The 24353-nt window shown below is 71.4% G+C and carries 20 protein-coding genes; 6 read left to right on the top strand and 14 right to left on the bottom strand.

Annotated features, from left to right (window positions below; translation table 11 throughout):
- Positions 1-72: 72 nt before the first annotated feature.
- The 9 genes from pssA to OO63_RS17595 all read right to left on the bottom strand — a co-directional run bounded on the left by pssA (position 73) and on the right by OO63_RS17595 (position 11027).
- Positions 73-888: a CDP-diacylglycerol--serine O-phosphatidyltransferase gene (gene pssA / locus OO63_RS17635; protein WP_030361810.1), complete on the bottom strand. Its 816-nt coding sequence runs from the start codon at positions 886-888 to the stop codon at positions 73-75.
- 22 nt (positions 889-910) lie between these two features.
- Complete coding sequence (locus tag OO63_RS17630) at positions 911-1567, bottom strand: phosphatidylserine decarboxylase (RefSeq protein WP_030361809.1); 657 nt, start codon at positions 1565-1567, stop codon at positions 911-913.
- Positions 1568-1749: 182 nt separating this feature from the next.
- A complete protein-coding gene (locus OO63_RS17625; RefSeq protein ID WP_030361808.1) occupies positions 1750-2955 on the bottom strand; it encodes an acyl-CoA dehydrogenase family protein in 1206 nt (401 codons plus the stop codon).
- Positions 2956-2957: 2 nt separating this feature from the next.
- Complete coding sequence (locus OO63_RS17620; protein ID WP_030361807.1) at positions 2958-3470, bottom strand: MaoC family dehydratase; 513 nt, start codon at positions 3468-3470, stop codon at positions 2958-2960.
- 5 nt (positions 3471-3475) lie between these two features.
- Positions 3476-4459, bottom strand: a complete 984-nt coding sequence (locus OO63_RS17615) for an HpcH/HpaI aldolase/citrate lyase family protein (protein ID WP_030361806.1) — start codon at positions 4457-4459, stop codon at positions 3476-3478.
- A complete protein-coding gene (locus tag OO63_RS17610) occupies positions 4456-6507 on the bottom strand; it encodes a protein meaA (RefSeq protein ID WP_030361805.1) in 2052 nt (683 codons plus the stop codon). Before OO63_RS17610 ends, OO63_RS17615 begins: the two co-directional genes overlap by 4 nt.
- A gap of 17 nt (positions 6508-6524) precedes the next feature.
- Entirely contained in the window at positions 6525-7862 is a 1338-nt protein-coding gene (gene ccrA / locus OO63_RS17605; protein ID WP_030361804.1) for a crotonyl-CoA carboxylase/reductase, read from the bottom strand.
- Positions 7863-8302: 440 nt separating this feature from the next.
- A complete protein-coding gene (locus OO63_RS17600; protein ID WP_030361803.1) occupies positions 8303-9127 on the bottom strand; it encodes a TetR family transcriptional regulator in 825 nt (274 codons plus the stop codon).
- Between the two features lie 118 nt (positions 9128-9245).
- Positions 9246-11027 carry a 3-hydroxyacyl-CoA dehydrogenase family protein gene (locus OO63_RS17595; RefSeq protein ID WP_030361802.1) on the bottom strand — a complete coding sequence of 594 codons (1782 nt, stop codon included), beginning with the start codon at positions 11025-11027 and terminating at the stop codon, positions 9246-9248.
- A gap of 381 nt (positions 11028-11408) precedes the next feature.
- Here OO63_RS17595 and OO63_RS17590 point away from each other — a divergent pair, with 381 nt between their 5' ends.
- Positions 11409-12002: a HEAT repeat domain-containing protein gene (locus OO63_RS17590; protein WP_030361801.1), complete on the top strand. Its 594-nt coding sequence runs from the start codon at positions 11409-11411 to the stop codon at positions 12000-12002.
- A 57-nt stretch (positions 12003-12059) separates the two neighbouring features.
- Here OO63_RS17590 and OO63_RS17585 read toward each other — a convergent pair whose 3' ends face one another.
- On the bottom strand, positions 12060-12551 hold the full coding sequence (locus OO63_RS17585) for a hypothetical protein (protein ID WP_030361800.1): 492 nt from the start codon (positions 12549-12551) through the stop codon (positions 12060-12062).
- A 61-nt stretch (positions 12552-12612) separates the two neighbouring features.
- Between OO63_RS17585 and OO63_RS17580 the strand changes: the two genes are divergently transcribed.
- A complete protein-coding gene (locus OO63_RS17580) occupies positions 12613-13221 on the top strand; it encodes a TetR/AcrR family transcriptional regulator (RefSeq protein WP_030361799.1) in 609 nt (202 codons plus the stop codon).
- A gap of 52 nt (positions 13222-13273) precedes the next feature.
- On the opposite strand, the gene OO63_RS17575 is transcribed toward OO63_RS17580, so the two are convergent.
- The 3 genes from OO63_RS17575 to OO63_RS17565 form a co-directional block, all read right to left on the bottom strand.
- Positions 13274-13690: a RidA family protein gene (locus OO63_RS17575; protein WP_030361798.1), complete on the bottom strand. Its 417-nt coding sequence runs from the start codon at positions 13688-13690 to the stop codon at positions 13274-13276.
- Positions 13691-13770: 80 nt separating this feature from the next.
- Positions 13771-15378 carry an alpha/beta hydrolase gene (locus OO63_RS17570; protein WP_030361797.1) on the bottom strand — a complete coding sequence of 536 codons (1608 nt, stop codon included), beginning with the start codon at positions 15376-15378 and terminating at the stop codon, positions 13771-13773.
- Positions 15379-15522: 144 nt separating this feature from the next.
- The gene (locus tag OO63_RS17565) at positions 15523-16557 is read right to left on the bottom strand and encodes an Rv2578c family radical SAM protein (RefSeq protein ID WP_030361796.1); all 1035 of its coding nucleotides are present in this window, start codon (positions 16555-16557) and stop codon (positions 15523-15525) included.
- Positions 16558-16706: 149 nt separating this feature from the next.
- On the opposite strand from OO63_RS17565, the gene OO63_RS17560 reads away from it, so the two are divergent.
- From OO63_RS17560 to OO63_RS17545, 4 genes are all read left to right on the top strand, one after another.
- The gene (locus tag OO63_RS17560; RefSeq protein WP_030361795.1) at positions 16707-17150 is read left to right on the top strand and encodes an SRPBCC family protein; all 444 of its coding nucleotides are present in this window, start codon (positions 16707-16709) and stop codon (positions 17148-17150) included.
- Positions 17151-17390: 240 nt separating this feature from the next.
- On the top strand, positions 17391-19832 hold the full coding sequence (locus tag OO63_RS17555) for an MFS transporter (RefSeq protein ID WP_030361794.1): 2442 nt from the start codon (positions 17391-17393) through the stop codon (positions 19830-19832).
- Positions 19833-19982: 150 nt separating this feature from the next.
- The gene (locus OO63_RS17550; RefSeq protein ID WP_030361793.1) at positions 19983-22451 is read left to right on the top strand and encodes an ATP-binding SpoIIE family protein phosphatase; all 2469 of its coding nucleotides are present in this window, start codon (positions 19983-19985) and stop codon (positions 22449-22451) included.
- A gap of 167 nt (positions 22452-22618) precedes the next feature.
- Positions 22619-23353: a class I SAM-dependent methyltransferase gene (locus OO63_RS17545; protein WP_030361792.1), complete on the top strand. Its 735-nt coding sequence runs from the start codon at positions 22619-22621 to the stop codon at positions 23351-23353.
- Positions 23354-23423: 70 nt separating this feature from the next.
- Here the strand turns inward: OO63_RS17545 and OO63_RS17540 are convergent, their stop codons facing one another.
- Complete coding sequence (locus OO63_RS17540; protein WP_106983473.1) at positions 23424-24299, bottom strand: DUF4436 domain-containing protein; 876 nt, start codon at positions 24297-24299, stop codon at positions 23424-23426.
- Positions 24300-24353: the final 54 nt, after the last annotated feature.

Here is a 24353-nt window from a genome sequence, read left to right as displayed (position 1 = left end):
ACCCCGGGGCAGAAACGGCTGAGGGGCCCGAACCGTCTGGTTCGGGCCCCTCAGAGCTACGTACAAGCGCCGCTACGGCAACTGCGTCGCCCGGGCCTCACGCCGGTTGTCCCGGAAGTTGTTCACCCGGCGGGCCGTGGCGAACAGCGGAATCACCGCGCCGAGGACGAGCTGCAGCGCGCACCCCGTCTGGAGCAGCAGCTGCCCACCGGGCGCGTCGAAGGCCCAGGCGGCCAGCAGCCCCATCGCGGAGACGATCCAGGCGAGCATCGCGACCGCGAGCGGTCCCCGCGGCTTCGGGTACTCGACCCGGCTCACCATCAGCCAGGCCGTGCCGATGATCGCGAGGAGCGTGGCCACGAAGGGCAGCTCCAGGAGCACGATCGAGACCACCGTCAGCGCCCCGAAGGGCGAGGGCATGCCCTGGAACGTGCCGTCCGGCAGCGTCACGCAGGAGAATCTCGCAAGCCGCAGCACCACCGCCAGGAGCACCACGATCGCGCCCACCGCGGCGACCCGCTCGTGCGCGTCCCTGGCCACCATGCCGTACACGAGCACGAAGTACGCGGGCGCGAGCCCGAAGCTGATCAGGTCGGAGAGGTTGTCCAGCTCCGCGCCCATCGGCGACGACCGCAGCTTGCGGGCCACGAGGCCGTCGAAGAGGTCGAAGACCGCCGCGCACAGCATCAGGATCACCGCGGTGGCGGCGCTGTTGCGGGCCATGCCCGACTCGTCGCCCGACAGGTGCGGGATGAGGATGCCGGTGGTGGTGAAGTACACCGCCATGAAGCCGCACGTGGCGTTGCCGAGCGTGAGGGTGTCCGCTATCGAGAGGCGCAGTGAGAGAGGCATCTCCTCGTCCGCGTCGTCCTCAGTGGCCTCGGGCACCCAGCCCGCGGGTGTCTCCGAATCAGTCACGGTCAATGCGAGTCACCCCAGCCACGGTCTTCTGACCCACTTCGACATCCACCTCGACGCCCTCGGGCAGGTAGATGTCGACGCGCGAGCCGAAGCGGATCAGGCCGATCCGCTCGCCCTGCTCCACCTTCGTGCCCTGCGGCACGTACGGCACGATGCGGCGCGCGACCGCGCCCGCGATCTGGATCATCTCGATGTCGCCGAGCTCGGTGTCGAAGTGCCAGACAACGCGCTCGTTGTTCTCGCTCTCCTTGTTGAACGCCGGGACGAACCCGCCGGGGATGTGCTCCACGGAGGTCACCGTGCCCGCGAGGGGCGCGCGGTTGACATGGACGTTCAACGGACTCATGAAGATCGCGACGCGGGTGCGTCCGTCCTTCCACGGCATGATGCTCTGCACCACACCGTCGGCCGGGGAGATCACCCGGCCCTGGGTGATCTCACGCTCGGGGTCGCGGAAGAACCACAGCATTCCGGCCGCGAGGGCGGTCGCGGGTACGGCGACCGCCGCCGCGCCCTTGGAGCGGCGAGCCTTGGCCAGGCTGAGTGCCGCGGTGGCGACGGTCGGGAGGAGCCACGGCGATGCTCCGCGCGCGAGGCGTACGCCGGCCAGGCTGTCGCGAGGTGCAGAGGTTTGGCTGTGGGGCATGGATGACCTTCGTAGCGGATGATGCCGCACTGCATACGGGGGGACGGCGGCTTTCCCGGGATCGTATCGGTTGCGAGCCACAACTGGGCAAGCCAGGAAGCCGAGTCGGCCGCCGGAGCGTGCTGACAGGGTGTGATCTTCTTCTCGAATAAATCTCGAAGGAATCACCCCAAGTCGGACATTTATCCCTGGAATCGATACTCTTCGAGGAGTCGTCGGCCAATGATCATTTTCTGGATCTCGGCGGTACCTTCACCGATGAGCAACATCGGTGCCTCACGGTAGAGACGCTCGATCTCGTACTCCTTCGAGAAGCCGTAGCCACCGTGAATCCTGAACGCGTCCTCTACGACTTCCTTGCAGTATTCGGACGCCAGATACTTCGCCATTCCGGCTTCGAGGTCGTTTCGCTCCCCGGAGTCCTTTTTGCGTGCTGCGTTCACCATCATCGCATGGGCGGCCTCGACCTTGGTAGCCATCTCGGCCAGCTTGAACTGAATCGCCTGGTGCTGGGCGATCGGCTTTCCGAAAGTGTGACGTTGCTGGGCATAGGAGACACCCAGCTCGAAGGCACGCTGCGCGACCCCGCAACCACGCGCGGCCACATTCACGCGGCCGACCTCGACCCCGTCCATCATTTGGTAAAAGCCTCGCCCGGTCTGTCCGCCGAGCACGCGATTGGCCGGAATGCGCAGGCCATCCATGATCAGTTCGGTGGTGTCGACACCCTTGTAACCCATCTTGTCGATCTTCCCGGGGATGGTGAGGCCCGGACGGACCTCACCGAAGCCCGGTTCCTTCTCCACCAGGAAGGTCGTCATCGACTTGTGGGGGGCCGTACCCTCAGGGTGTCCTTCGTCACTTCTGACGAGTACGGCGACCAGCGTTGACGAGCCCCCGTTGGTCAGCCACATCTTCTGACCGTTCAGGACGTAGTTGTCGCCGTCCCTGACCGCCTTCGACGTGATCGCCGACACGTCCGAGCCGAGACCCGGCTCCGACATCGAGAACGCGCCCCGCACCTCGCCCGTCGCCATCCGTGGCAGGAAGTGGTCCTTCTGCTCCTGGGTGCCGTGCTGCTTGAGCATGTACGCCACGATGAAGTGGGTGTTGATGATGCCGGACACCGACATCCAGCCGCGCGCTATCTCCTCCACGCACAGCGCGTAGGTGAGCAGCGACTCGCCGAGGCCCCCGTACTCCTCCGGAATCATCAGGCCGAACAGGCCCAACTCCTTGAGGCCGTCGACGATCGCCTGCGGGTACTCGTCACGGTGTTCCAGCTCCGTCGCGACCGGGATGATCTCTTTGTCGACGAATTCCCTGACGGTGGACAGGATTTCCCGCTGGACGTCGGTGAGCCCGGCGGTCTGGGCGAGTCGGGTCATGGCTAGTTCTCCTGGCTCTTCAGGTTCGGGCGGCCGGGCTGCTCGCCGCCGCGTTCCTTGATGTACGTCTCCGTGGGGACCATCACCTTGCGGCGGAACACGCAGACCAGCGTGCCGTCCTGCTTGTAGCCCTTGGTCTCGACGTACACGATGCCGCGGTCCGACTTGGACTTGGACGGCGTCTTGTCCAGGACGGTCGTCTCGCCGTAGATCGTGTCCCCGTGGAACGTCGGCGCCACGTGCTTGAGCGACTCGACCTCCAGGTTCGCGATCGCCTTGCCGGAGACGTCCGGAACGGACATGCCGAGCAGCAGCGAGTAGATGTAGTTGCCGACGACGACGTTCTTGCCGAAGTCGGTCGTCTGCTCCGCGTAGTTGCTGTCCATGTGCAGCGGGTGATGGTTCATGGTGAGCAGACAGAAGAGGTGGTCGTCGTACTCGGTGACCGTCTTGCCGGGCCAGTGCTTGTACACGGCGCCGACTTCGAACTCCTCGTAGGTGCGGCCGAATTGCATGATCCCTACGCCTCCGGTGCCTCGAACGTGCTGGTGCGCCGCATGCCCGCGGCCCGGCCCTTGCCGGAGATGACGAGCGCCATCTTGCGGCTCGCCTCGTCGATCATCTCGTCGCCGAGCATCGCGGAGCCCTTCTTGCCGCCCGCCTCGGACGTGTAGTAGTCGTACGCGTCCAGGATCAGCTCGGCGTGGTCGTAGTCCTCCTGGGACGGCGAGAAGATCTCGTTGGACGCCTCGACCTGGCCCGGGTGCAGCACCCACTTGCCGTCGAAGCCGAGCGCGGCGGCCCGCTTGGCCACCTCGCGGTAGCCGTCGACGTTCTTGATCTGCAGGTAGGGGCCGTCGATCGCCTGGAGGTTGTTGGCGCGGGCGGCCATCAGGATCTTCATCAGGATGTAGTGGTAGGCGTCCGCCGGGTAGCCGGGCGGCTGCTCGCCCACGACCAGCGACTTCATGTTGATCGACGCCATGAAGTCGGCCGGGCCGAAGATGATCGTCTCGACGCGCTGGGAGGCCGTCGCGATCTCGTTGACGTTGTTGAGGCCCTGGGCGTTCTCGATCTGCGCCTCGATGCCGATCTTGCCGACCTCGAAGCCCATGGTCTTCTCGATCTGGGTGAGCAGCAGGTCCAGGGCGACCACCTGCTGGGCGTCCTGGACCTTGGGCAGCATGATGCAGTCCAGGTTCGGCCCGGCGCCCTCGACGACGGTGACGACGTCGCGGTACGTCCACTCCGTCGTCCAGTCGTTCACGCGCACGACCCTGGTCTTGCCCGTCCAGTCGCCCTCGTTGAGGAACTTGACGATGGTGTGCCGCGCCTCCGGCTTGGCGAGCGGGGCGCAGGCGTCCTCCAGGTCCAGGAACACCTGGTCGGCGGGCAGGCCCTGGGCCTTCTCCAGGAAGCGCGGGTTCGAGCCCGGCACGGCCAGGCAGGAGCGACGCGGGCGGAGCCGGTTCACGGCGCCGGGCTGCGGCTGGGACGGGGTCATGCGGGGACCTCCAGGGGGTCGAGGTGGTTCGCTTTCCGGATCTCGTCGACGATACGGCCGATGATCTCCGTGATGCCGAAGTCCTTGGGGGTGAACACGGCGGCCACACCCGCCGCCTTCAGGTCCTCGGCGTCACTGGTGGGGATGATGCCCCCGGCGATGACGGGAATGTCGTGCGCGCCCGCCGCGCGCAGGCGCGTCAGGACGTCCGGCACGAGCTGGGCGTGCGAGCCGGAGAGGATCGACAGGCCCACCGCGTGCACGTCCTCCGCGAGGGCGGCGTCCACGATCTGCTCGGGGGTCAGCCGGATGCCCTGGTAGACGACCTCGAACCCGGCGTCACGCGCGCGCACCGCGATCTGCTCGGCGCCGTTGGAGTGCCCGTCCAGGCCCGGCTTGCCGACCAGGAAACGCAGCTTGCCGCTGCCGAGGTCGGCGGACGTCTTCTCGACCTTCTCGCGGACCAGGGCGAGCGGTGTGCCCGCCTCCGCGGTGACCGCGACCGGCGCCCCGGACACGCCCGTGGGCGCCCGGAACTCCCCGAAGACCTCCCGCAGCGCGCCCGCCCACTCGCCGGTCGTGACACCGGAGCGCGCGCACTCCAGGGTGGCCTCCATCAGGTTGCCGGTCCCGGCCGCGACCTCCTTGAGCCGGTCGAGTGCCTGCTGGACGGTCGGGAAGTGGAACGGGTCGCCGAGGCCCTGCCGGTCCGACGACTCCTGCCGGGTGGTGCGCCAGTCGCCGATGGCGTCCACGACGCGCGCCTCGACCGCCGGGTCCACCGTCATGATCGCCGTGTCCAGGTCGGCGGTGAGCGGGTTCGGCTCCGTCGTCTCGAAGACGTTCACGCCGATGATCTTGTCCTCGCCGGCCTCGATCCGCGCCCGGCGCTCGGCGTGCGAGGACACCAGCTGCGCCTTCAGATAGCCCGACTCGACGGCGGCCATCGCGCCGCCCATCTGCTCGATCCGGTCCATCTCCGCGAGGGACTCCTCGACCAGGGCGTCCACCTTGGCCTCGATCACATGCGACCCCGCGAAGATGTCCTCGTACTCCAGAAGGTCACTCTCGTGCGCGAGGACCTGCTGGATGCGCAGCGACCACTGCTGGTCCCAGGGGCGCGGCAGGCCGAGCGCCTCGTTCCAGGCGGGCAGCTGCACGGCTCGCGCGCGGGCGTCCTTGGACAGCGTGACGGCGAGCATCTCCAGGACGATGCGCTGGACGTTGTTCTCCGGCTGCGCCTCGGTCAGGCCGAGCGAGTTGACCTGCACGCCGTAGCGGAAGCGGCGCTGCTTGGGGTTGGTGATGCCGTACCGCTCGCGCGCGACCTGGTCCCAGATGCGGCCGAAGGCCCGCATCTTGCACATCTCCTCGATGAACCGCACACCGGCGTTCACGAAGAACGAGATCCGCGCGACGACGTCGCCGAACTTCTCCTCGGGCACCTGCCCGGAGGCGCGCACCGCGTCGAGCACCGCGATGGCCGTGCTCATCGCGTACGCGATCTCCTGCACCGGCGTGGCCCCGGCTTCCTGCAGGTGGTAGCTGCAGATGTTGATCGGGTTCCACTTCGGGATGTTCGCCACCGTGTACGTGATCATGTCGGTGGTCAGCCGCAGGCTCGGCCCCGGCGGGAACACGTGCGTGCCGCGCGACAGGTACTCCTTGACGATGTCGTTCTGCGTCGTCCCCTGGAGCTGGGTGATGTCGGCGCCCTGCTCCTCGGCGACGACCTGGTACAGCGCGAGCAGCCACATGGCGGTCGCGTTGATCGTCATGGAGGTGTTCATCTGCTCCAGGGGGATGTCCTGGAACAGCCGCCGCATGTCGCCGAGATGGGACACCGGGACGCCGACCCGGCCCACCTCCCCGCGCGCGAGGATGTGGTCCGGGTCGTAGCCGGTCTGCGTCGGCAGGTCGAAGGCGACCGAAAGGCCGGTCTGACCCTTGGCGAGGTTGCGGCGGTACAGCTCGTTCGACGCCTCGGCCGTGGAGTGACCGGCGTAGGTGCGCATCAGCCACGGCCGGTCTTTCTGGCGCTCAGTCATGTATGGGCCCTCGCCCCTCAGATGTCGCGGAAGCGGTTGATGGCGTCGAGGTGCAGGGCCCGCTTCTCCGCGTCGCGCACGCCGAGTCCCTCCTCGGGCGCGAGCGCGAGGACGCCGACCTTGCCCTGGTGCAGGTTCCGGTGCACGTCGTGGGCGGCCTGCCCGGTGTCCTCCAGGGAGTACACCTTGGAGAGCGTCGGGTGGATCTTGCCCTTGGCGATCAGCCGGTTGGCCTCCCAGGCCTCGCGGTAGTTGGCGAAGTGCGATCCGATGATGCGCTTCAGGGACATCCACAGGTAGCGGTTGTCGTACTCGTGCATATAGCCCGAGGTGGAGGCGCAGGTGGTGATGGTGCCGCCCTTGCGCGTGACGTAGACGGACGCGCCGAAGGTCTCGCGGCCGGGGTGCTCGAAGACGATGTCGATGTCCTCGCCGCCGGTGAACTCGCGGATGCGCTTGCCGAAGCGCTTCCACTCCTTGGGGTCCTGGGTGCGCTCGTCCTTCCAGAACTTGTACCCCTCGGCGTTGCGGTCGATGATCGCCTCGGCGCCCATCGAGCGGCAGATCTCGGCCTTCTGCGGGCTGGACACGACACAGATGGGGTTCGCCCCGCCCGCGAGCGCGAACTGCGTGGCGTACGACCCGAGTCCACCGCTCGCGCCCCAGATCAGCACGTTGTCGCCCTGCTTCATGCCGGCGCCGTTGCGGGAGACGAGCTGGCGGTACGCGGTGGAGTTCACCAGGCCGGGCGCCGCCGCCTCCTCCCAGCTCAGGTGGTCCGGCTTCGGCATCAGCTGGTTGGACTTCACCAGGGCGATCTCCGCGAGGCCGCCGAAGTTGGTCTCGAAGCCCCAGATGCGCTGCTCGGGGTCGAGCATCGTGTCGTTGTGGCCGTCGGAGGACTCCAGCTCCACGGACAGGCAGTGTGCGACGACCTCGTCACCGGGGTGCCAGGCGTTCACGCCGGGTCCGGTACGCAGAACGACGCCCGCGAGGTCGGAGCCGATGATGTGGTACGGCAGGTCGTGGCGCTTGGTGAGGTCGCTCAACTTGCCGTACCGCTCCAGGAACCCGAAGGTCGACAGCGGCTCGAAGATGGACGTCCACACGGAGTTGTAGTTCACGGACGAGGCCATCACGGCCACCAGGGCCTCGCCCGGGCCGAGTTCGGGCACCGGCACCTCGTCCAGGTGCAGCGACTTGCGCGGGTCCTTGTCGCGGGTGGCGAGCCCGGCGAACATCTCCGTCTCGTCCTTGTGCACGGTCACCGCGCGGTACGACTCGGGCAGCGGCAGCGCGGCGAAGTCGGCGGCCGAGGTGTCCTGCGATTGGATCGCGTCCAGGATTTCCTGCATGGGTTGCCTCCGGCGAAGGGCGCTTCGAGGGGGAGCGCTCTGAGGGGTACGTCGGGGTAGTGCCTGAAAAGCGGGATGGTGCCGTCGGTTCGGCGGAGGTGGTGCTCGGCGGCGCCCTGGTGGGGCGCGGGGTGCCTGTGACGCAGGCGTCCGGGCGCGCTCGCCAGTGGCTCGCGGGGACAGCCGGTGGGGGAAGTTCTCCACCCGTCGGCCGCCCGGACAACATCAACGTATGACACCGCGTGCCAGTCGGCAAGACACTCAGTGCCAACAATTTCTCTCAGTTGTCACCGAGGGGGTTCATCTGAGCGATGATCGATCATCGCAGGTCAGGCGGCATGCCGAAGGCAACGCAAACGCCGGACGGGCAGGAAATAGCCCGTCCGGCGTTTGAGGACGAGGCCCGAAGGGCCGAAAAGGGGGAGAGGGGCGAAGCCCCATCAGGCGCGGGTGCGCAGCGCCTTCTCGATGGTGCGCATGACCTCGTCGAGGGGCGCGTCCGTACGGGCGACGGTGACCAGGACCTCGCCCCCGTCGGAGACCGTGGCCGCCGAGGAGGGCGCCGTGTCCCGCCCGGCAGGGATCCCCGTGCCGAAGGTCCGCCGCACGATCCCGAAGGCGTGGTCGAGCTGCCCCTCCACGTCCCCCTGGCCCCCGGCCCGCAACCAGCGCCGCAGGACGTGGTTGTGGGCCGTGACGACGGCGGACGCGGCGACCTCAGCGAGCAGCGGATCGTCGTTGCCGTGGTGGTGCGCGTGCTCGTCGAAGTGCCCGAGCAGATAGCGCGTGAAGAGCCGTTCGTAGCGCGCCACGGAGGCGATCTCGCGCTCGCGCAGGGTGGGCACCTCACGCGTGAGCCGGTACCGCTCCACGGACACGGCGGGCGAGGCCGCGTACATCTTCATGACTTCCTTGATCCCGCGGCACACCGTGTCGAGCGGGTGCTCGTGCGCGGGCGCCGCGTTGAGCACGGCCTCCGCGCGGATCAGGGTGTCGTCGTGGTCGGGGAAGATCGCCTCTTCCTTGGACCGGAAGTGGCGGAAGAAGGTGCGGCGGGCCACCCCGGCCGCGGCGGCGATCTCGTCGACCGTCGTCGCCTCGTAGCCCTTGGACGCGAAGAGTTCCATGGCGGCGGCCGCCAGCTCGCGGCGCATCTTGAGCCGTTGTGCGGCGGCGCGGCTGCCCGCGGCGCTCTCCGGAGCGTCGGGCGTAGCTGTCGTACGTGAGGACTTGGCGGCCTTGGGCATGCCCCGAACGTACTGCATGTGCGCAGCTGAGTGCGCCTGTGGGAGGGGGCTGCCCGACGGATCGAGCAGCCCGCCCCAGTCCGCGCGCTCGGCGCGCACCGCCTCGTGTGCTCTGGCCCCGGGATCCGCGCGCCCGTCAGCGGCGGGCATATTCGCGGAAACCCCGGCCCGTCTTGCGGCCGAGGCAGCCCGCGGCCACCAGGTGCTCCAGGAGCGGCGCGGGGGCGAGCCCGGGCTCGCGGAACTCGCGGTGCAGCACCTTCTCGATGGCGAGCGAGACGTCCAGGCCGACGACGTCGAGGAGCTCGAAGGGCCCCATCGGGTAGCCGCCGCCCAGCTTCATGGCCGCGTCGATGTCGTCGAGGGACGCGTAGTGCTCCTGGACCATCTTGATCGCGTTGTTCAGGTACGGGAAGAGCAGCGCGTTCACGATGAAACCGGCCCGGTCGCCGCAGTCCACCGGGTGCTTCTTGATCGACGCGCACACCTCGCGCGCGGTGGCGTGCACGTCGTCCTCGGTCAGGACGGTGCGCACCACCTCGACGAGCTTCATGGCGGGCGCCGGGTTGAAGAAGTGCAGGCCGATCACGTCGCCGGGCCGTGAGGCGGCGCGGGCGCAGGCCACCACGGGCAGCGAGGACGTGGTGGTGGCGAGGACGGCGCCGGGCTTGCAGACCTTGTCGAGCGTCGCGAACAGCTGCTGCTTGATCTCCAGGTCCTCGGCGACCGCCTCCAGGGCGAGGTCGACGTCGGCGAACGCGTCGTAGGTCCCGCTCGGCGTGATCCGGTCCAGGGTCTTCGCCGCCGCCTCGGACGTGAGGCGCCCCTTGTCCACGGAGCGCGAGAGCGACTTGGCGACCCGGGCCCTGGCCGCGGCGGCCTTCTCCTCGCTGCGGGCGACGAGCACCACGTCGTACCCGGCCTTCGCGAAGACCTCCGCGATCCCGGACGCCATGGTGCCGGAACCGGCCACGCCGACGGAGCGGACCTCGCGCCCGCGCGCCTGCCGGGTGCCCTCCAGCGGGGTCGCCGCGTCCCGCACCACTTCCTCGCTGCCGGACGCCGCGTAGGTGTAGAAGCCACGGCCCGACTTGCGTCCCGTCAGGCCCGCCTCGCTGAGCTGCTTGAGGATCGGCGCGGGCGCGTGCAGCCGGTCCTGCGACTCGGCGTACATGGCGTCGAGGACGGTCCGTGCGGTGTCGACGCCGATCAGGTCGAGCAGCGCGAGCGGCCCCATCGGCAGGCCGCAGCCGAGCCGCATCGCCGCGTCGATGTCCTCCCGGCTCGCGTACTTGGCCTCGTACATCGCCGCGGCCTGGTTGAGGTAGCCGAACAGCAGCCCGTCGGCGACGAAGCCGGGGCGGTCGCCGACGGCGACGGGCTCCTTGCCGAGCGCGCAGGCGAGGTCGGTCACCGCCGCCACGGCGGCCGGCGCGGTGAGCACCGACGAGACGACCTCGACGAGCTTCATGGCCGGCGCCGGGTTGAAGAAGTGCAGGCCGAGCACCCGCTCCGGGTGCGCGGACTCGGCGGCGAGCCGGGTCACCGACAGCGCGTTCGTGCCGGTGGCGAGGACCGTGTCGGGGCGCACGATGCCGTCGAGCTCACGGAAGATCTGCTGCTTGACCTCGTACGACTCGGGGGCGACCTCGATCACCAGATCGGCGTCGGCCGCCGCCCGCAGGTCGGTGAAGGCGCGGAAGCGGGCGAGAATGTCCTCGCGCTCGCCCTCGGTGAGCCGTTCGCGGCGCACGGCACGCGCGGTGGAGGCCTCCAGGGCGGTGACGGCGTGGGCCGTGGCCTGTTCGCTGATGTCGATGCCGATGACCTCGCGGCCCGCGTGGGCGAGGACCTCGGCGATGCCGGTGCCCATCGTCCCGAGACCGACGACGGCGACCGTGCTGAAGGGAGCGTCCATGGGTGGACTCCAGGAAGTGAGTGACGACTGAGGGGCACACGCGCACGGCGCGTGGCGGGGGCGCACCGGACACGGGCCACGCGAGCGTGCGTGGCGGCCGCGCGAGCGGGCGTGAAGTGGCGTACGGCGTGCGGAGGTTGCGCGAGAGGGGAACCGGCAGGCCCTGTCCCGTGGCCACGCCGTCCTGCGGTACGTGCGTACCGAACCGACAACACTCAAGACGGCTGCGTCACCAGGCCGTCAGGAGCTGCAATGCGAAGTGCGAGAACTGCGAACGAACTCCACGCGGGGAGTGTGCCCCGCTCACATGAGATTAACCCGCGAGTAACGAGCGCGCCAGCCCCCGGTGTCTGTGACGTCCGTCGCGACTAGGCTCTGCGCATGGATGCGGAGTTGCGGACGGTGACGGATCGCTTACGACGCGAGGCGGTCGCGTCGGGAGCGCTGGACGCGTACGAGAGACTGCTGGCCGCCTCTGCCGCGGACGAGCTCGCGGGGGTGCTGCTCGCGGCCGGACAGCCTTTGTGGGCGCGGGAGTTGGCGGCGGTCAGGCTCGGGGTCCTGGGGGACAGGCGGGCCTTCGAGTCGCTGGTGCTGCTCCTGAACCACCGAGATCCGCCCCGCTGCGCCGCCGCCGCGTACGCCCTCGCGCGGCTCGGCGACCGGCGCACGGCCCGCGCGGCCGCGGCACTGGCCACGAACGAACTGCGGGTCGCCTACGCCCTGCACCCGGTGCGGCTCCTCACGGAACTGCGCGCCCCGGAGTCGGCGCCCGCCCTGATCGTCACCCTCCAGCGCCGCCTCACCCCCAACGACCCTTACAGCAAGGTCGCGCTGGCCTGCGTCGAAGGGCTCGGGGCGCTCGGGGACGCGCGGGCCATACCGGTGCTCACGGCCGCCTGCGCGCACCCGCGCCTCGCGGCGGCCGCGGCGGCGGCGCTGGCCCGGGTGTCGGTGCGGGCGCAGGGGTCATGAGGGGCGCGAAGGGCGTGAAGGTCACGCGGGGCGCGAGGTTCACGTGGGGCGCGAGGGTCAGCCGGGTGTGAGGCGCCGCAGCAGGCGCACGTAGGGGCTCCAGCGCGCGGGGCGGCGGACCGTGCCCGTCAGGGCCAGCTCCGCCCGGTCGAGGCTGTCCTCCAGGCAGGCGTCGTGGAAGGCGCGGTACGCCAGCGGCCAGGTCAGCCGGGCCGGGCCGCGGGCGCGCATCGTCAGGGTGTGGCGCAGGACCGTGTGCCCGCTGCCGTCGTCCAGGGGGTGCACCGTGTACTCGTGGAACCCCTCGAAGCCGCGCGGCCCCGTGAAGGCGAACCGCACCCACTGCCGGGGCGCGTACGCCGCCACGGTGTACCGGACCGGGCCGTGGCCGCCGCGTGAACCGGGCGCGAGCCCCCGGTCGAGCCGCATGGGCGGCCAGTCCGCCGTCGGCCACAGCGGGTCGTCCGCGGTGGCGAGGGCGTCGACGAGCGCGCCGACCGCGTTCGGCTCGACGGGCAGGGCGCGTTCGTGGACGTTGAGGACGGCCATGGGGACTCCACGCGTGTTTTGGAGGGACCTCTCGCTTTAATTGGAGGGTACTCTCCAATACATGGCGAGACCACCCCGGTACGACATGAGTCACTTTCTCGACGCCGCCGTCGAACTCGCCGCGGACGCGGGCCCGTCCGCGGTCACGATGGCGGCCGTGGCCAAGGCGGTCGGCGCGCCCAGCGGGTCGGTCTACCACCGGTTCCCCGGGCGTCCGGCGCTGCTCGCCGAGGTGTGGCTGCGGACCGTCGAGGGCTTCCAGGAGGGGTGGTTCGCGGCGCTGGGGTCGGGCGCCGGTGATCCGCGCGCGGCGGCCCGGGCGGCGGCCGTCCATGTGGTCGCGTGGAGCAGGGCGCACCCGCGCGCGGCGGCCCTGCTCCTGTACGGCGCCGCCGAATTCGCCCAGGACGACTGGCCCGAGCCGAGCGTCCTGCGGGCGGAGGCGGGGCACCGGCAGGTGGGCGAGGCCGTGGCGGGGCTGTGCGCGGAGCTGGGCGCGGAGGCCGGGCCCGCCGCGGACCGGGTCGCGCTCGCCGTGATCGACCTGCCCCTGACGATCGTCCGCCGCCACCTGCGCCGCGGCCAGGAGCTGCCCGCGCACGCGGAGGACCTCGCGGGGCAGAGCGCGCTGTTGCTCCTCGGCGACGCGCCCGGCCCCGGGCCCGGCTAGGCGCCCGGGGCGGGTCCGGGGGGTCCGGGAGCCGTGGGGCGCCGAGGCGTCGCTAGGCGCTCGCCGCGCCCTCCTCCGGGACCACCGCGAGCGCCTCTATCTCCATCAGGAACTCGGGCCCCATGAGGGCTGCCACCTGCACCGCCGACGCGGCGGGCAGCCGGGCCGGGTCGAGGAAGGCGTCGCGGGCGGCGCGGACCGCGGGCATGTGCGCCACGTCCGTGACGAAGTACGTCAGCTTGATCACGTCGTCGAAGCCGGCGCCCGCGGCCGCCAGACAGCGCCGCAGGTTCTCGAAGACCTGACGGGCCTGCGCCGCCGCGTCCCCCGCGCCGACCAGCTTGCCCTCCTCGTCCAGGGCGAGTTGACCGGAGACCGCGACGAGGCGGCCCGTGCCGGACACCACGTGGGTGTACGCGGTCGCGGGCGCGACCCCGGCGGGGGCGCTGATGTGTGTCAGTCGGCTCATGGTCACCATGGTGGACCACGGCACTGACAGCGCCCCCGGCGGAGTCCGGAGCCCGCGTCCCGGGCGCGGACGGCCTCGTGTCAGCCGCGGAAGCCCAGCAGTCGGTGGAGTTCCGCGCCGCTGCCCGCCGCGCCGCCCGTGGCCGCACCCGCGCCCGCGCGCGCCGCGCCCTTCGGCTTCGGGTCGGGCAGCGGCTTGCACACCGCGTCGACCTCACCACCGCTGTGCGGCACCTTTCCGTCCGTCAGGTACGCCGCCAGATGCCGGTCCAGACAGGCGTTCCCGCTCAGCGTGATGCCGTGGTTGCCGCCGCCCTGCTCCACCACCAGGCTCGATCCGCGCAGCTTGCGGTGCATCGTGATCGCGCCCTCGTACGGCGTGGCCGCGTCGTCGGTGGCCTGGAACAGCAGCACCGGCGGCAGCGACGTGTTGGTGACGTCGGGGTGGTGCAGCGACCGCACCGGCCAGAACGCGCACGGGGCGTTGTACCAGGCGTTGTTCCAGGTCATGAACGGCGCCTTGGCGTGCGTACGCCAGTTGTCGCGGCGCCACTGCTCCCAGTCCCGCGGCCAGGCCGCGTCCCGGCACCCCACCGAGGTGTACACCGAGTAGCTGTTGTCGCCCGCGGCGTCCACGGCGCCGAAGTTCTCGTACGCCTCGACCAGGAGGTCGGTGTCCTTGGTGCGCGCGTACGAGGAGAACGCCTCCGCCAGGAACGGCCAGTAGCCGTTGAAGTAGGCGCCCGGCATGAAGGTGTCCTCCAGCTCGGCGGCGCCGACCTTCTTGCCGGCCGGCTTCTTGGCGAGGGCGGCGCGCATGGCGTACCACCTGGCCTCGATCTTCGCCGGGTCCTTGCCGAGCCGGTACTGCTTGTGGTGCCTCGCGACCCAGGCCATGAAGGCCTTGTGGCGGCTGTCGAAGGCGTGGTCCTGGGTGAGGTTCGCGTCGTACCAGACGTTGTGCGGGTCGACCACGGAGTCCAGGGCCATGCGGCGCACCCGGTCGGGGAACAGCTTCCCGTACACGGCGCCCAGGTAGGTGCCGTACGAGTACCCGAAGTAGTTGATCTTGTGGGCGCCCAGCGCCGCGCGGATCGCGTCCATGTCCTTGACCGCGCTCACGGTGTCGATGAACGGCAGGACGTCCGCGTACTTCTTGCCGCACGCCGCGGCGAAGGCCCGCGCGCGGTTCAGGTTGGCCTTCTCCAGGGCGGCCGTGTGCGGCACCGTGGCGGGCCGTACGGGCTTGAAGTGGCCGGGGCGGCAGGTCAGGGCGGGCTTGCTCCTGCCGACGCCGCGGGGGTCGAAGCCGATCACGTCATAGCCCGCGGCAACCTTCGCCGGGAGCGTCTTGGCGACGAAGCCGGCCATGGTCAGGCCGCTGCCGCCGGGGCCGCCGGGGTTCACGAGGAGCGGGCCCTGGTAGCGCTTCGCGGTGTGCGCGATCCGGGACAGGGCGAGCGTGATCTGCTCGCCGTGCGGGTGGTCGTGGTCGAGCGGGACCTTCAGGGACGCGCACTGGAGCTTCGGGTGGTCCTTGGTGGCGCACTTCTTCCAGGTGAGCGGGTGCGGGGTGTGCGCGGTGCGCGGCACGGCCCGGGTGTCGGTGCCCGCGGCGGACGGCACCGCCACGACGAGACCGGTCACCAGCGCGGCGGCGCCGCACAGTGAGACGGCGGTTGCTCTCATCGAGCCTCCCAGAGCGGAGGGTTCGGGGCCGCGAGGCCCACGGCCCCCGCGGCATCGTCCCGGAAACCCCGCCGGGAAGCGGTGCTTCTCCGGGCGAACTACCTGAAAGGAGCATGACGAAGGCCGCCGATGGCCCAGCCCGGTTCAGAGCAGCGTGAGCTGGGTGGCGCCGGGGGCGGGTGCCGTCTGCTGTGGCTCGGGTATGCGGCGCGCCGCGCCCGCGCGGGACGGGCCGATGCCGAACTCCCGCGCCAGGTCGTGCACCTGGCGGGTGATGCGGCGCTGGTACCACTTCGGGGCGTACGCGCCGTCCGCGTACAGGCGCTCGTACCGCCGCACCAGATGCGGGTGGTGATGGCCGAGCCAGGCCATGAACCAATCCCGCGCGCCGGGCCGCAGATGCAGCGTCAGGGGAGTCACCGACGTCGCCCCGGCCGCCGCGATCGCCCGCACCGTGGCGCGCAGCTGGTCCGGGTGGTCGCCGAGGAACGGGATCACCGGGGCCATCAGGACGCCGCACTCGATGCCGTGCCCGCTCAGGGTGCGCACGACCTCGAGGCGCCGCCCGGGGGCCGGGGTGCCCGGCTCGACCGTGCGCCACAGGTGCTCGTCGAGGAAGCCCACGGACACCGAGATGCCGACGTCGGTGACGGCGGCGGCCTGCCGCAGCAGGTCGAGGTCGCGCAGGATCAGCGTGCCCTTGGTGAGGATCGAGAACGGGTTGGCGTGGTCGCGGAGTGCCGCGATGATGCCCGGCATCAGCGCGTACCGCCCCTCCGCGCGCTGGTAGCAGTCCACGTTCGTGCCCATCGCGATGTGCTCGCCGCCCCAGCGCGCGGACGACAGGTGCCGGCGGAGCAGCTCGGGCGCGTTGACCTTCACCACGATCTGGCTGTCGAAGTCCAGGCCCGTGTCCAGGTCCAGATAGGAGTGGGTCTTGCGGGCGAAGCAGTACACGCACGCGTGCGTGCAGCCGCGGTAGGGGTTGACCGTCCACTCGAAGGGCATGCGGGACGCCCCCGGCACCCGGTTCACGATGGACTTCGCCCGCACCTCGTGGAAGGTGATCCCGCGGAACTCGGGGGTGTCGAAGGTCCGGGTGGTCACGGCGTCGGCGCCGAACAGGGCGGCGTCCGCGGCGCCCCCTCGCGGCCCGTCGGACAGATTCTCCCAGCGCATGGAGCCTCCTAGGTAGCACTGGCCACAGAATAGAACACATGTTCCCTTGATCGTGCGAACGTGGCCCGGACCCGATTTGGGGCGCCGGTGCGCGGGGTGGTTGGCTGACCGCTCAACCCCTGAGACACCCAACTGCTGGAGGAAGTGCAATGGCGCAGGTCGAGGCGACCACGGAGCGGATCATCGCGGCGCGGCCGGAGGACGTCTTCGATGCGCTGGCCGACTACAGCGGCACGCGCGCGAAGATCCTCTCGGAGCACTTCAGTGAGTACGAGGTGCGTGAGGGCGGCGACGGCGAAGGCACCCTCGTCCACTGGAAGCTCCAGGCCACCAGCAAGCGGATCCGCGACTGCCTGCTCGAGGTGAGCGAGCCCACCGACGGCGAACTCGTCGAGAAGGACCGCAACTCGTCCATGGTCACCACCTGGCGCGTGACCCCCGCGGGCGAGGGCTCCGCGCGCGTGGTCGTCACCTCCGTGTGGAACGGCGCGGGCGGCATCGGCGGCTTCTTCGAGAAGACCTTCGCCCCCAAGGGCCTCGCGCGGATCTACGACGCCGTCCTCGACAAGCTCGCCGCGGAGGTCGAGAAGTAGGCCCGCCGGGCCGGTTGGGGCTGCGCGGGCGTCGAGTCCCGCCAACTCCCGTAGCCCATCGGGGTTGTTGTCACCCTCACCGTTTCGAGTGGTTTCGCCGACGGCCCGGTTGTACGCCGTAGGGCTCCCACCGGCGCTTACACGCGCCGGTGCGCGCCCGCGGCCAACTCGTCGCGCTTGCTCACAGTTGTCGCGTAATGCGAGAAATGGGCGGCGCAGGCGCGACGAGGGGAGCAGCAAGTGGGCGGTACGACGCTGGTGATGGGCGCCGGACACGGCGAACGGGCGGTGGCACCGCCCCCCGCGGCCGCCGCGGACCAGGGCGGGGCACAGGAGCCGCCACCGCCCCAGGACGTCACCGGGACGCCCCCGCACGGCCTCAGCCCCGCCCGGGTGCGGATGGTCTTCGTCGGCCTCATGCTCGCGCTGCTGCTCGCCGCGCTGGAGCAGATGATCGTCGCCACCGCCCTGCCGAAGATCGTCGGCGAGCTGCACGGCCTGGACAAGATGTCCTGGGCGATCACCGCGTACCTGCTGACCGCCACGGTCGGCCTGCCCATCTACGGCAAGCTCGGCGACCTCTTCGGACGCAAGGGCGTCTTCCAGTTCGCCATCGTCGTCTTCGTCATCGGCTCCGCGCTCGCGGGTGCCTCCCGCACCATGGACCAGCTCATCGCCTTCCGCGCGCTCCAGGGCGTCGGCGCGGGCGGCCTCATGATCGGCGTCCAGGCGATCATCGCCGACATCGTGCCGCCCCGCGCGCGGGCCCGCTACATGGGCCTCATCGGCGCCTCCTTCGGCCTGGCCTCCGTCGCCGGGCCGCTCCTCGGCGGCTTCTTCACCGACCATGTCTCCTGGCGCTGGTGCTTCTACTTCAACGTGCCGTTCGGCCTGGTCACCCTGCTCGTGGTCGCGCTCGTCCTGAAGCTGCCCAAGCCCGCGGCCCGGGGCAGGCTCGACGTGCTCGGCGCGCTCCTGCTCGTCGCCGCCTCCACCTGCCTGGTGCTCCTGACCAGTTGGGGCGGCACGGAGTACGCCTGGGGTTCGCGCGTCATCCTCGGGCTCGCCGCCGGAGCGGTCGTGTCGACCGTGCTCTTCCTCGTCGCCGAGCGGTTCGCGGCAGAACCGATCATCCCCCTGCGCCTCTTCCGTGACTCCGTCTTCAACATCACGGGTCTCGTGGGGCTCGTCGTCGGCATCGCCCTCTTCGGAGCGGCCAGTTACCTGCCGACGTTCCTGCAGATGGTCGACGGCGCGAGCGCCACGGAGTCCGGCCTCCTGATGCTGCCGATGATGGGCGGCGTCGTCGGCGCCTCCATCGTCGCCGGTCAACTCATCAGCCACACCGGGCGCTACCGGATCTACCCCATCCTCGGCGGCGCCCTCTCCGTGGTCGGCATGTTCCTGCTCTCCCGGCTCGAGGCGGACACGCCCCGGCTGCACTACAGCATCTGGATGGCCGTCCTCGGCGCCGGCGTCGGCCTGGTCATGCCCGTCCTGATCCTCGCCGTGCAGAACGCCGCGCCGCCCGCCGACCTCGGCACCGCGACCAGCGCCAACAACTACTTCCGGCAGATCGGCGGCAGCGTGGGCGCCGCCGTCTTCGGCACGCTCTTCGCCGACCGCCTCACCGACGCCCTCGCCGACAGCCTGCCCGCGGGCGCCGACCTGCCGGACGCCGAATCGATCACCCCCCAGCTCGTCCACGCCATGCCCGCCCCGCTGCGCGAGGGCTACATCCAGGCGTACGCCGAGGCGATGCCGCGGATCTTCCTCTATCTGGTCCCGGTCCTCGTCCTCGGCCTGCTGCTCGCCTTCTTCCTCAAGGAGACCCCCCTCGTGTCCAGCGCCGTGTCCTCGAAAACCCCGCCCGCCCCCCTCGGCGAGCAGGCCACCGTCCCCGGGGCCCGCACCCCGTACGCCGCCGGAGTGCCCGTCTGCGGCACCGTGCAGCACCCCGACGGCACCGTCGTGCCGCGCGCCGCCCTGACCCTCATCGACGTCGCGGGCCAGCAGATCGGGCGCGGCGCGAGCGGCGACGACGGACGGTACGCGCTCGCCACCCCCGGCGCCGGATCGTTCGTGCTGATCGCCGCGGCGGGCGGTCACCAGCCGCAGGCCGTCACCGTCACCGTCGGCGAGCGCCCCGTGGAGCTCGACGTGGTCCTCGGCGGCGCGGGCCGCCTCGCCGGGAGCGTGCGCACCGCCGACGGCTCGCCCGTCCGGGACGCCGCCGTCACCCTCACCGACGTCCGCGGCGACGTCGTCGCCACCGCCCGCAGCGGCCGCGAGGGCGCGTACGCGATCACGGAGCTGGTCGCGGGGGAGTACACGCTGGCCGCCAGCGCGCCCGCGTTCCGCCCGGCGGCCCTGCCGGTCAGCGTGCAGGCGTCCCGCGAGACCCGCCAGGACATCGAGCTGGCCGGGGGAGCGGTGCTTCGCGGCACCGTGCGGGCCGGCGGCGGGCGGCCCGTGGAGGACGCCCGCGTCACGCTCCTCGACGCGGCGGGCAACGTCGTCGACACGCTGACCACGGGCTCCGACGGCACGTTCCGCTTCGTCGACCTGTCCTCCGGCGAGTACACCGTGATCGCCGCCGGCTACCCGCCGGTCGCCACGGTGCTCCAGGTCGCAGGCGGCGGGCGCACGGAGCGGGACCTGCAACTGGGCCACGAGGACTGAGCGCGTGCACCGGCGAGGCCCGGCCGGCGCTCCGGAGGCGCCCCCCTCGGCGGGCCAATTCGGCGATAGCGCCGCACCGCGACCCGATGCGGTCGTACGGTGGTTGGGGGACCTGCAGATCTTGCCGCGCCGAGGGAGGGAGCCGAGGCCATGGAGCGTGAGATCCCGGACGGCGAGCCGGTGACACACGGTGGCATGTCCGGCCGCGTCCCCCTGGCCGTGGTCGTCGTCGACGGGGACGGCCTCGTCTCCCACTGGAGCACCGGCGCACGGCGCCTGTTCGGGTACGCGCGGGAGGAAGCCGTCGGCCACCCGGCCGGTGACCTGCTGCCCGTCTCCGGCGCCCTGCCGCGGGACGGCGGCGCCCACGGGGAGTACGACGCGCTCGGCCCCGACCTCGGCAGCTCCCTGGACGGACGGCTCTCCTACCCCGCCGCGGGCCGCGCCCGCCTGACCGCGCCGACCCCCGGGCGCGAGCGCATCGACGTCCTGTGGTGGGCCTACCCGCTCGTCGGCCCTGGACCGGAGCGGCTGCTCGTGCTCGCCGCCGACGCCACCCGCCTCGCCGTCGCGGGCGACCCGGACACCGACCGGGTGGAGCGCATAGCGCCCGGGTTCGCGCTGCACACCGACTTCCCCGGAGCCGACGAACTCGCGCGCCGCCTCCCCGAGATCCTGCCGAGCATGAGCGTCGGCGAGAGCGCCCGCATCGCCGCCCAGGTCCTCGAACTGGGCTATCCCGTCCTGGAGTTCAGCCAGCACGACCGTGTGCCCGTCACCCCCGACTGGGGCGTCCCGCGCCGCGCCGAGCGCAGGGCCCGCAGACAGCGCGCCGAAGCGGCGGCCGCCGCCGGGCAGGCGCCCCCGCCCACCGGGAGCGACACCGCCGACGGGTACGACGGCGAGGACGGCGAGGACCTCGAATACGCGGCGGTCCGCGAGCGCCTGGAGTTCCTGAACGAGGTCAGCGGGCGCATCGGCACCTCACTCGACCTGTCCCGCACCATCGTCGAGGTCAGCAAGGCCGTCGTGCCGCGCTTCACCGACGTCGCCGGCACCTATCTGCGCGAGCAGGTCGTCGCGGGCGAGGGCTTCCCCGAGGGCCCGCCCGACGAGACTACCCTGTGGCACCGCGTCGCCGTGGAGCACACGGACGAGCCGGGCCGCTGGGACGACGTCGTGCCCGTCGGCGAGTCCATGCCGTTCCCCGCGCACACCCCGTTCTTCCAGTGCATGACGTCCGGGGACCCCGTCCTCGTACCGCGCATCACCGAGGAGATGGGCAACGCCATCGCCTCCCAGTTCGAGAAGCGCGACATCCGGCCGCTGATCAATCACCGCTCGATGCTGGTCGTGCCCCTGAAGGCACGCAACGTCGTCCTCGGCTTCATGATCCTGCTGCGCCACCGCGAGCGGCCCGTCTTCAACGACATGGACCGCGTCACCGGCGCCGAACTGGCCGCCCGCGCCGGGCTCGTCCTGGACAACGCCCGCATGTACACGTACCAGGAGTCGGTCGCCGACACCCTCCAGGACAGCATGCTGCCGCACATCCCGCCTCGGATGTCCGGCTGCGACATCGCCACCCGCTACCTGCCCGGCACCCTGCTCGGCCGCGTCGGCGGCGACTGGTTCGACTCCGTGAAACTCCCCGGCGCCCGCACCGCCCTCGTGGTCGGCGACGTCATGGGACACGGCCTGAACTCCGCCGCCATGATGGGCCAGTTGCGCACGGCCGTGCAGACCATGGCCGCCCTCGACCTGCCGCCCGCCCAGCTCCTGCGCAATCTCGACGACCTCGCCCAGCGGCTCGGCGAGCACTATCTCGCCACCTGCCTGTACGCGGTGTACGACCCGATCGCCGGTGAGCTCCAACTCGCCAACGCCGGCCACATCCCGCCCGTCCTGGTGCGCGCCCTCGACGGCCGCAGCGAACTGCTCGACCTGCCCACGGGCGCGCCCATCGGCGTCGGCGGCGTGCCGTTCGAGTCGGTGCGGGTCCGGGTCGCGCCCGGCGACCGCCTGTTGATGTGCACCGACGGCCTGGTCGAGGTGCGCGGCGAGGACATCGGCGTGGGCCTCGCCACCCTCGTCGAGTCGGCCGCCCACCCCGCCGCCGCCATGGACGACGCCTGCGACACGATCATCCGCGCCCTCGCCGCGACCTTCTCGGAAGCGGGCCGCGGTGGCCGCAAGGACGACGTCGCCCTGCTGATGGCCCGGCTGAACGGCGTGGCCTCCGCCGACGTCGGGCACTGGCGGCTCGCGCCCGACCCCAGCGAGGTCAGCAGGGCCCGCGACCTGGTCCGCGGCCAGCTGCGCAGCTGGGGCCTCGACGCCATCAGCGACACCGCCGTGCTCCTGGCCAGCGAACTCGTCACCAACGCCGTGCGGCACGCGCACGGCGGCCGCATCGGCCTGCGTCTGGTCCGCTCCGACCGGCTCCTGTGCGAGGTCGAGGACGACGACGCGACCCTGCCGACGCTGCTCAGCGCGGGCCCCGCCGACGAGTTCGGGCGCGGCCTGCGCATCGTCACCAGCCTCGCCAAGGAGTGGGGCACCAGCCGGACGAGCACGGGCAAGACCGTGTGGTTCGAGCTGTCGCCGCCGCGCCGGTAGCCGCACGCGCCGGGGGCGCGGGGACGTGTGCGGGCGCACGCGGGGGGGAACACGCCTCGAAAGCGCCGTGAAGGTGTGCGCGTGTGGCTTGTCGGGCGCCGCCCCGAGCGGTAGACCGATCTTGTCGCCGCGTTCGGCGGCGTCCGTTCGCACCCCGGGGAGCTGGCATGGGCGTCACCAGTCGGTATCAGGAGGCCTGGGAGGGCTTCTGGAGCGAGGCACCGCCGGAGGCGGGCGGCGTCTTCTGGGACTCCGAACCCGCCCTCACCGCGGGCGTCCACCTGGCCCTGTTCGAACCGCACTTGACGGCACCCGACCTGCCCATGGTGGACCTCGGCTGCGGCAACGGCACCCAGACCCGCTTCCTCGCCGACCGCTTCCCGCGCGTCCTCGGCGTCGACCTCGCCTCCGCTGCCGTCGACCACGCCCGGCACGCGGACCCCGCGGGCCAGGCCGAGTTCCGCCAGCTCGACGCGGCCGACAAGAGCACGGCAGAGCAACTGCACGCCGAACTCGGCGACGCCAACATCTACATGCGCGGCGTACTGCACCAGTGCGAGCCCGCCGACCGGCAGCCGCTCATCGACTCCGTCGCCGCCCTGACCGGGGAGCGCGGCCGGGCCTGCCTGATCGAGCTGGCCGAGGCCGCGGGGCCCGTGCTGCGCGACCTGGTGCAGGGCGCCGGGGGCCCGCCGCCCAAGCTGGCGCCCGTGTTCGCGCACGGCATCGCGCCGGGCGAGGTGGCCGACGCCGCCGTCCCGGAGCTGGTGCGCTCGGCGGGTCTGACGGTGCTTGCCGCCGGTTCGCTGCCGCTGACCACCACCGAGTACAGAGCGGACGGCACCCGCATCGAACTGCCCTCGAAGTGGCTGGTCGTGGGCCGCGCCGGGGCCACCTCGTAGCGCGGGGGCCACCTCCTGGCGCGGGGACCACCTCCTGGCGCCGGGGCCGTCACCTGGCAGCGGCGCCCGCTCACGCGGGAGTCGGCGACTCCGGGAGCCGGGCCTCCGCGCGCATGCCCATGACCACCACGGTGATCACGCAGAACGCGATGACCGTCTCCGCCCAGAGGAACGCGATGTAGTCGAGCAGGGAGCCGATGGGCGGCGCGCCCGGCGCTGTGTTGCGGAAGGCCGCGAGGGCGAAGAGGGTCGCGGCCATCCAGCCGAGCGCGGGCCACGTCAGGCCCTTCTTCCTGCTCAGCAGGAACCACGCCCCGATGAGGACGGCGACGGCGAGCGCCCACATGGCGGCCATCATGAACACCGCGAAGATGAGCACGCTGGTGGAGCGCTCCAGGCCCAGGTCGAACACCGCGACCCCGTCCTCCTCGGACGCCTCGACCGAGGTCGCGAACAGCGCGTCGTTGTTGGACAGCGTCATCCGGACCGGGACGGCCTCGCCGCCCTGCACGGCGCCGAACTCGAGGGCGGCGTCGTAGGCGTCGAACGGATAGTCCGTGATGGATCCCGCCGTCAGGGTGACGGGCACGTCCACGGTCGAGATCCGGCCGTGGGCCGGGAAGGTGAGGTCCCCGCGTGTAGAGGCCGCCGTCTGGAGCGTGAGGGTCTCGGCGGGGGAGATCCCGCCGGCCTCCGCCAGGCCGCCGCGCGGGGTCACCAGGAGCCGCAGGACCAGCTCCCGGCCCGCCGCGTCGACCCGCTGGACCGACGCCTCGATGTCCACCCGGTCGGGAGCCGGGTCACCCGCGCGGTAGCGGGTGTCCAGGGCGTGCCGCTCGCCGAACTGGAGCCACACCCCGAAGGCGACGGCCGCCGCCACGGCGAGCAGGCCGAGCCCCGCGAGCAGGGCCCTGCGGCGGGACGGGGGGAGGCGTCGGATGACCACAGCCGCTCCGGGGGACGGGAGGGGGCAGGGGAGAGGGGCAGGGGAGATGGCAGG

The sequence above is a fragment of the Streptomyces alboflavus genome, assembly GCF_000716675.1.
GTDB lineage: Bacteria > Actinomycetota > Actinomycetes > Streptomycetales > Streptomycetaceae > Streptomyces > Streptomyces alboflavus.
The sequence above is the reverse complement of the archived record's forward strand: the minus strand, read 5'-3'. Positions and strand labels throughout refer to the sequence as shown.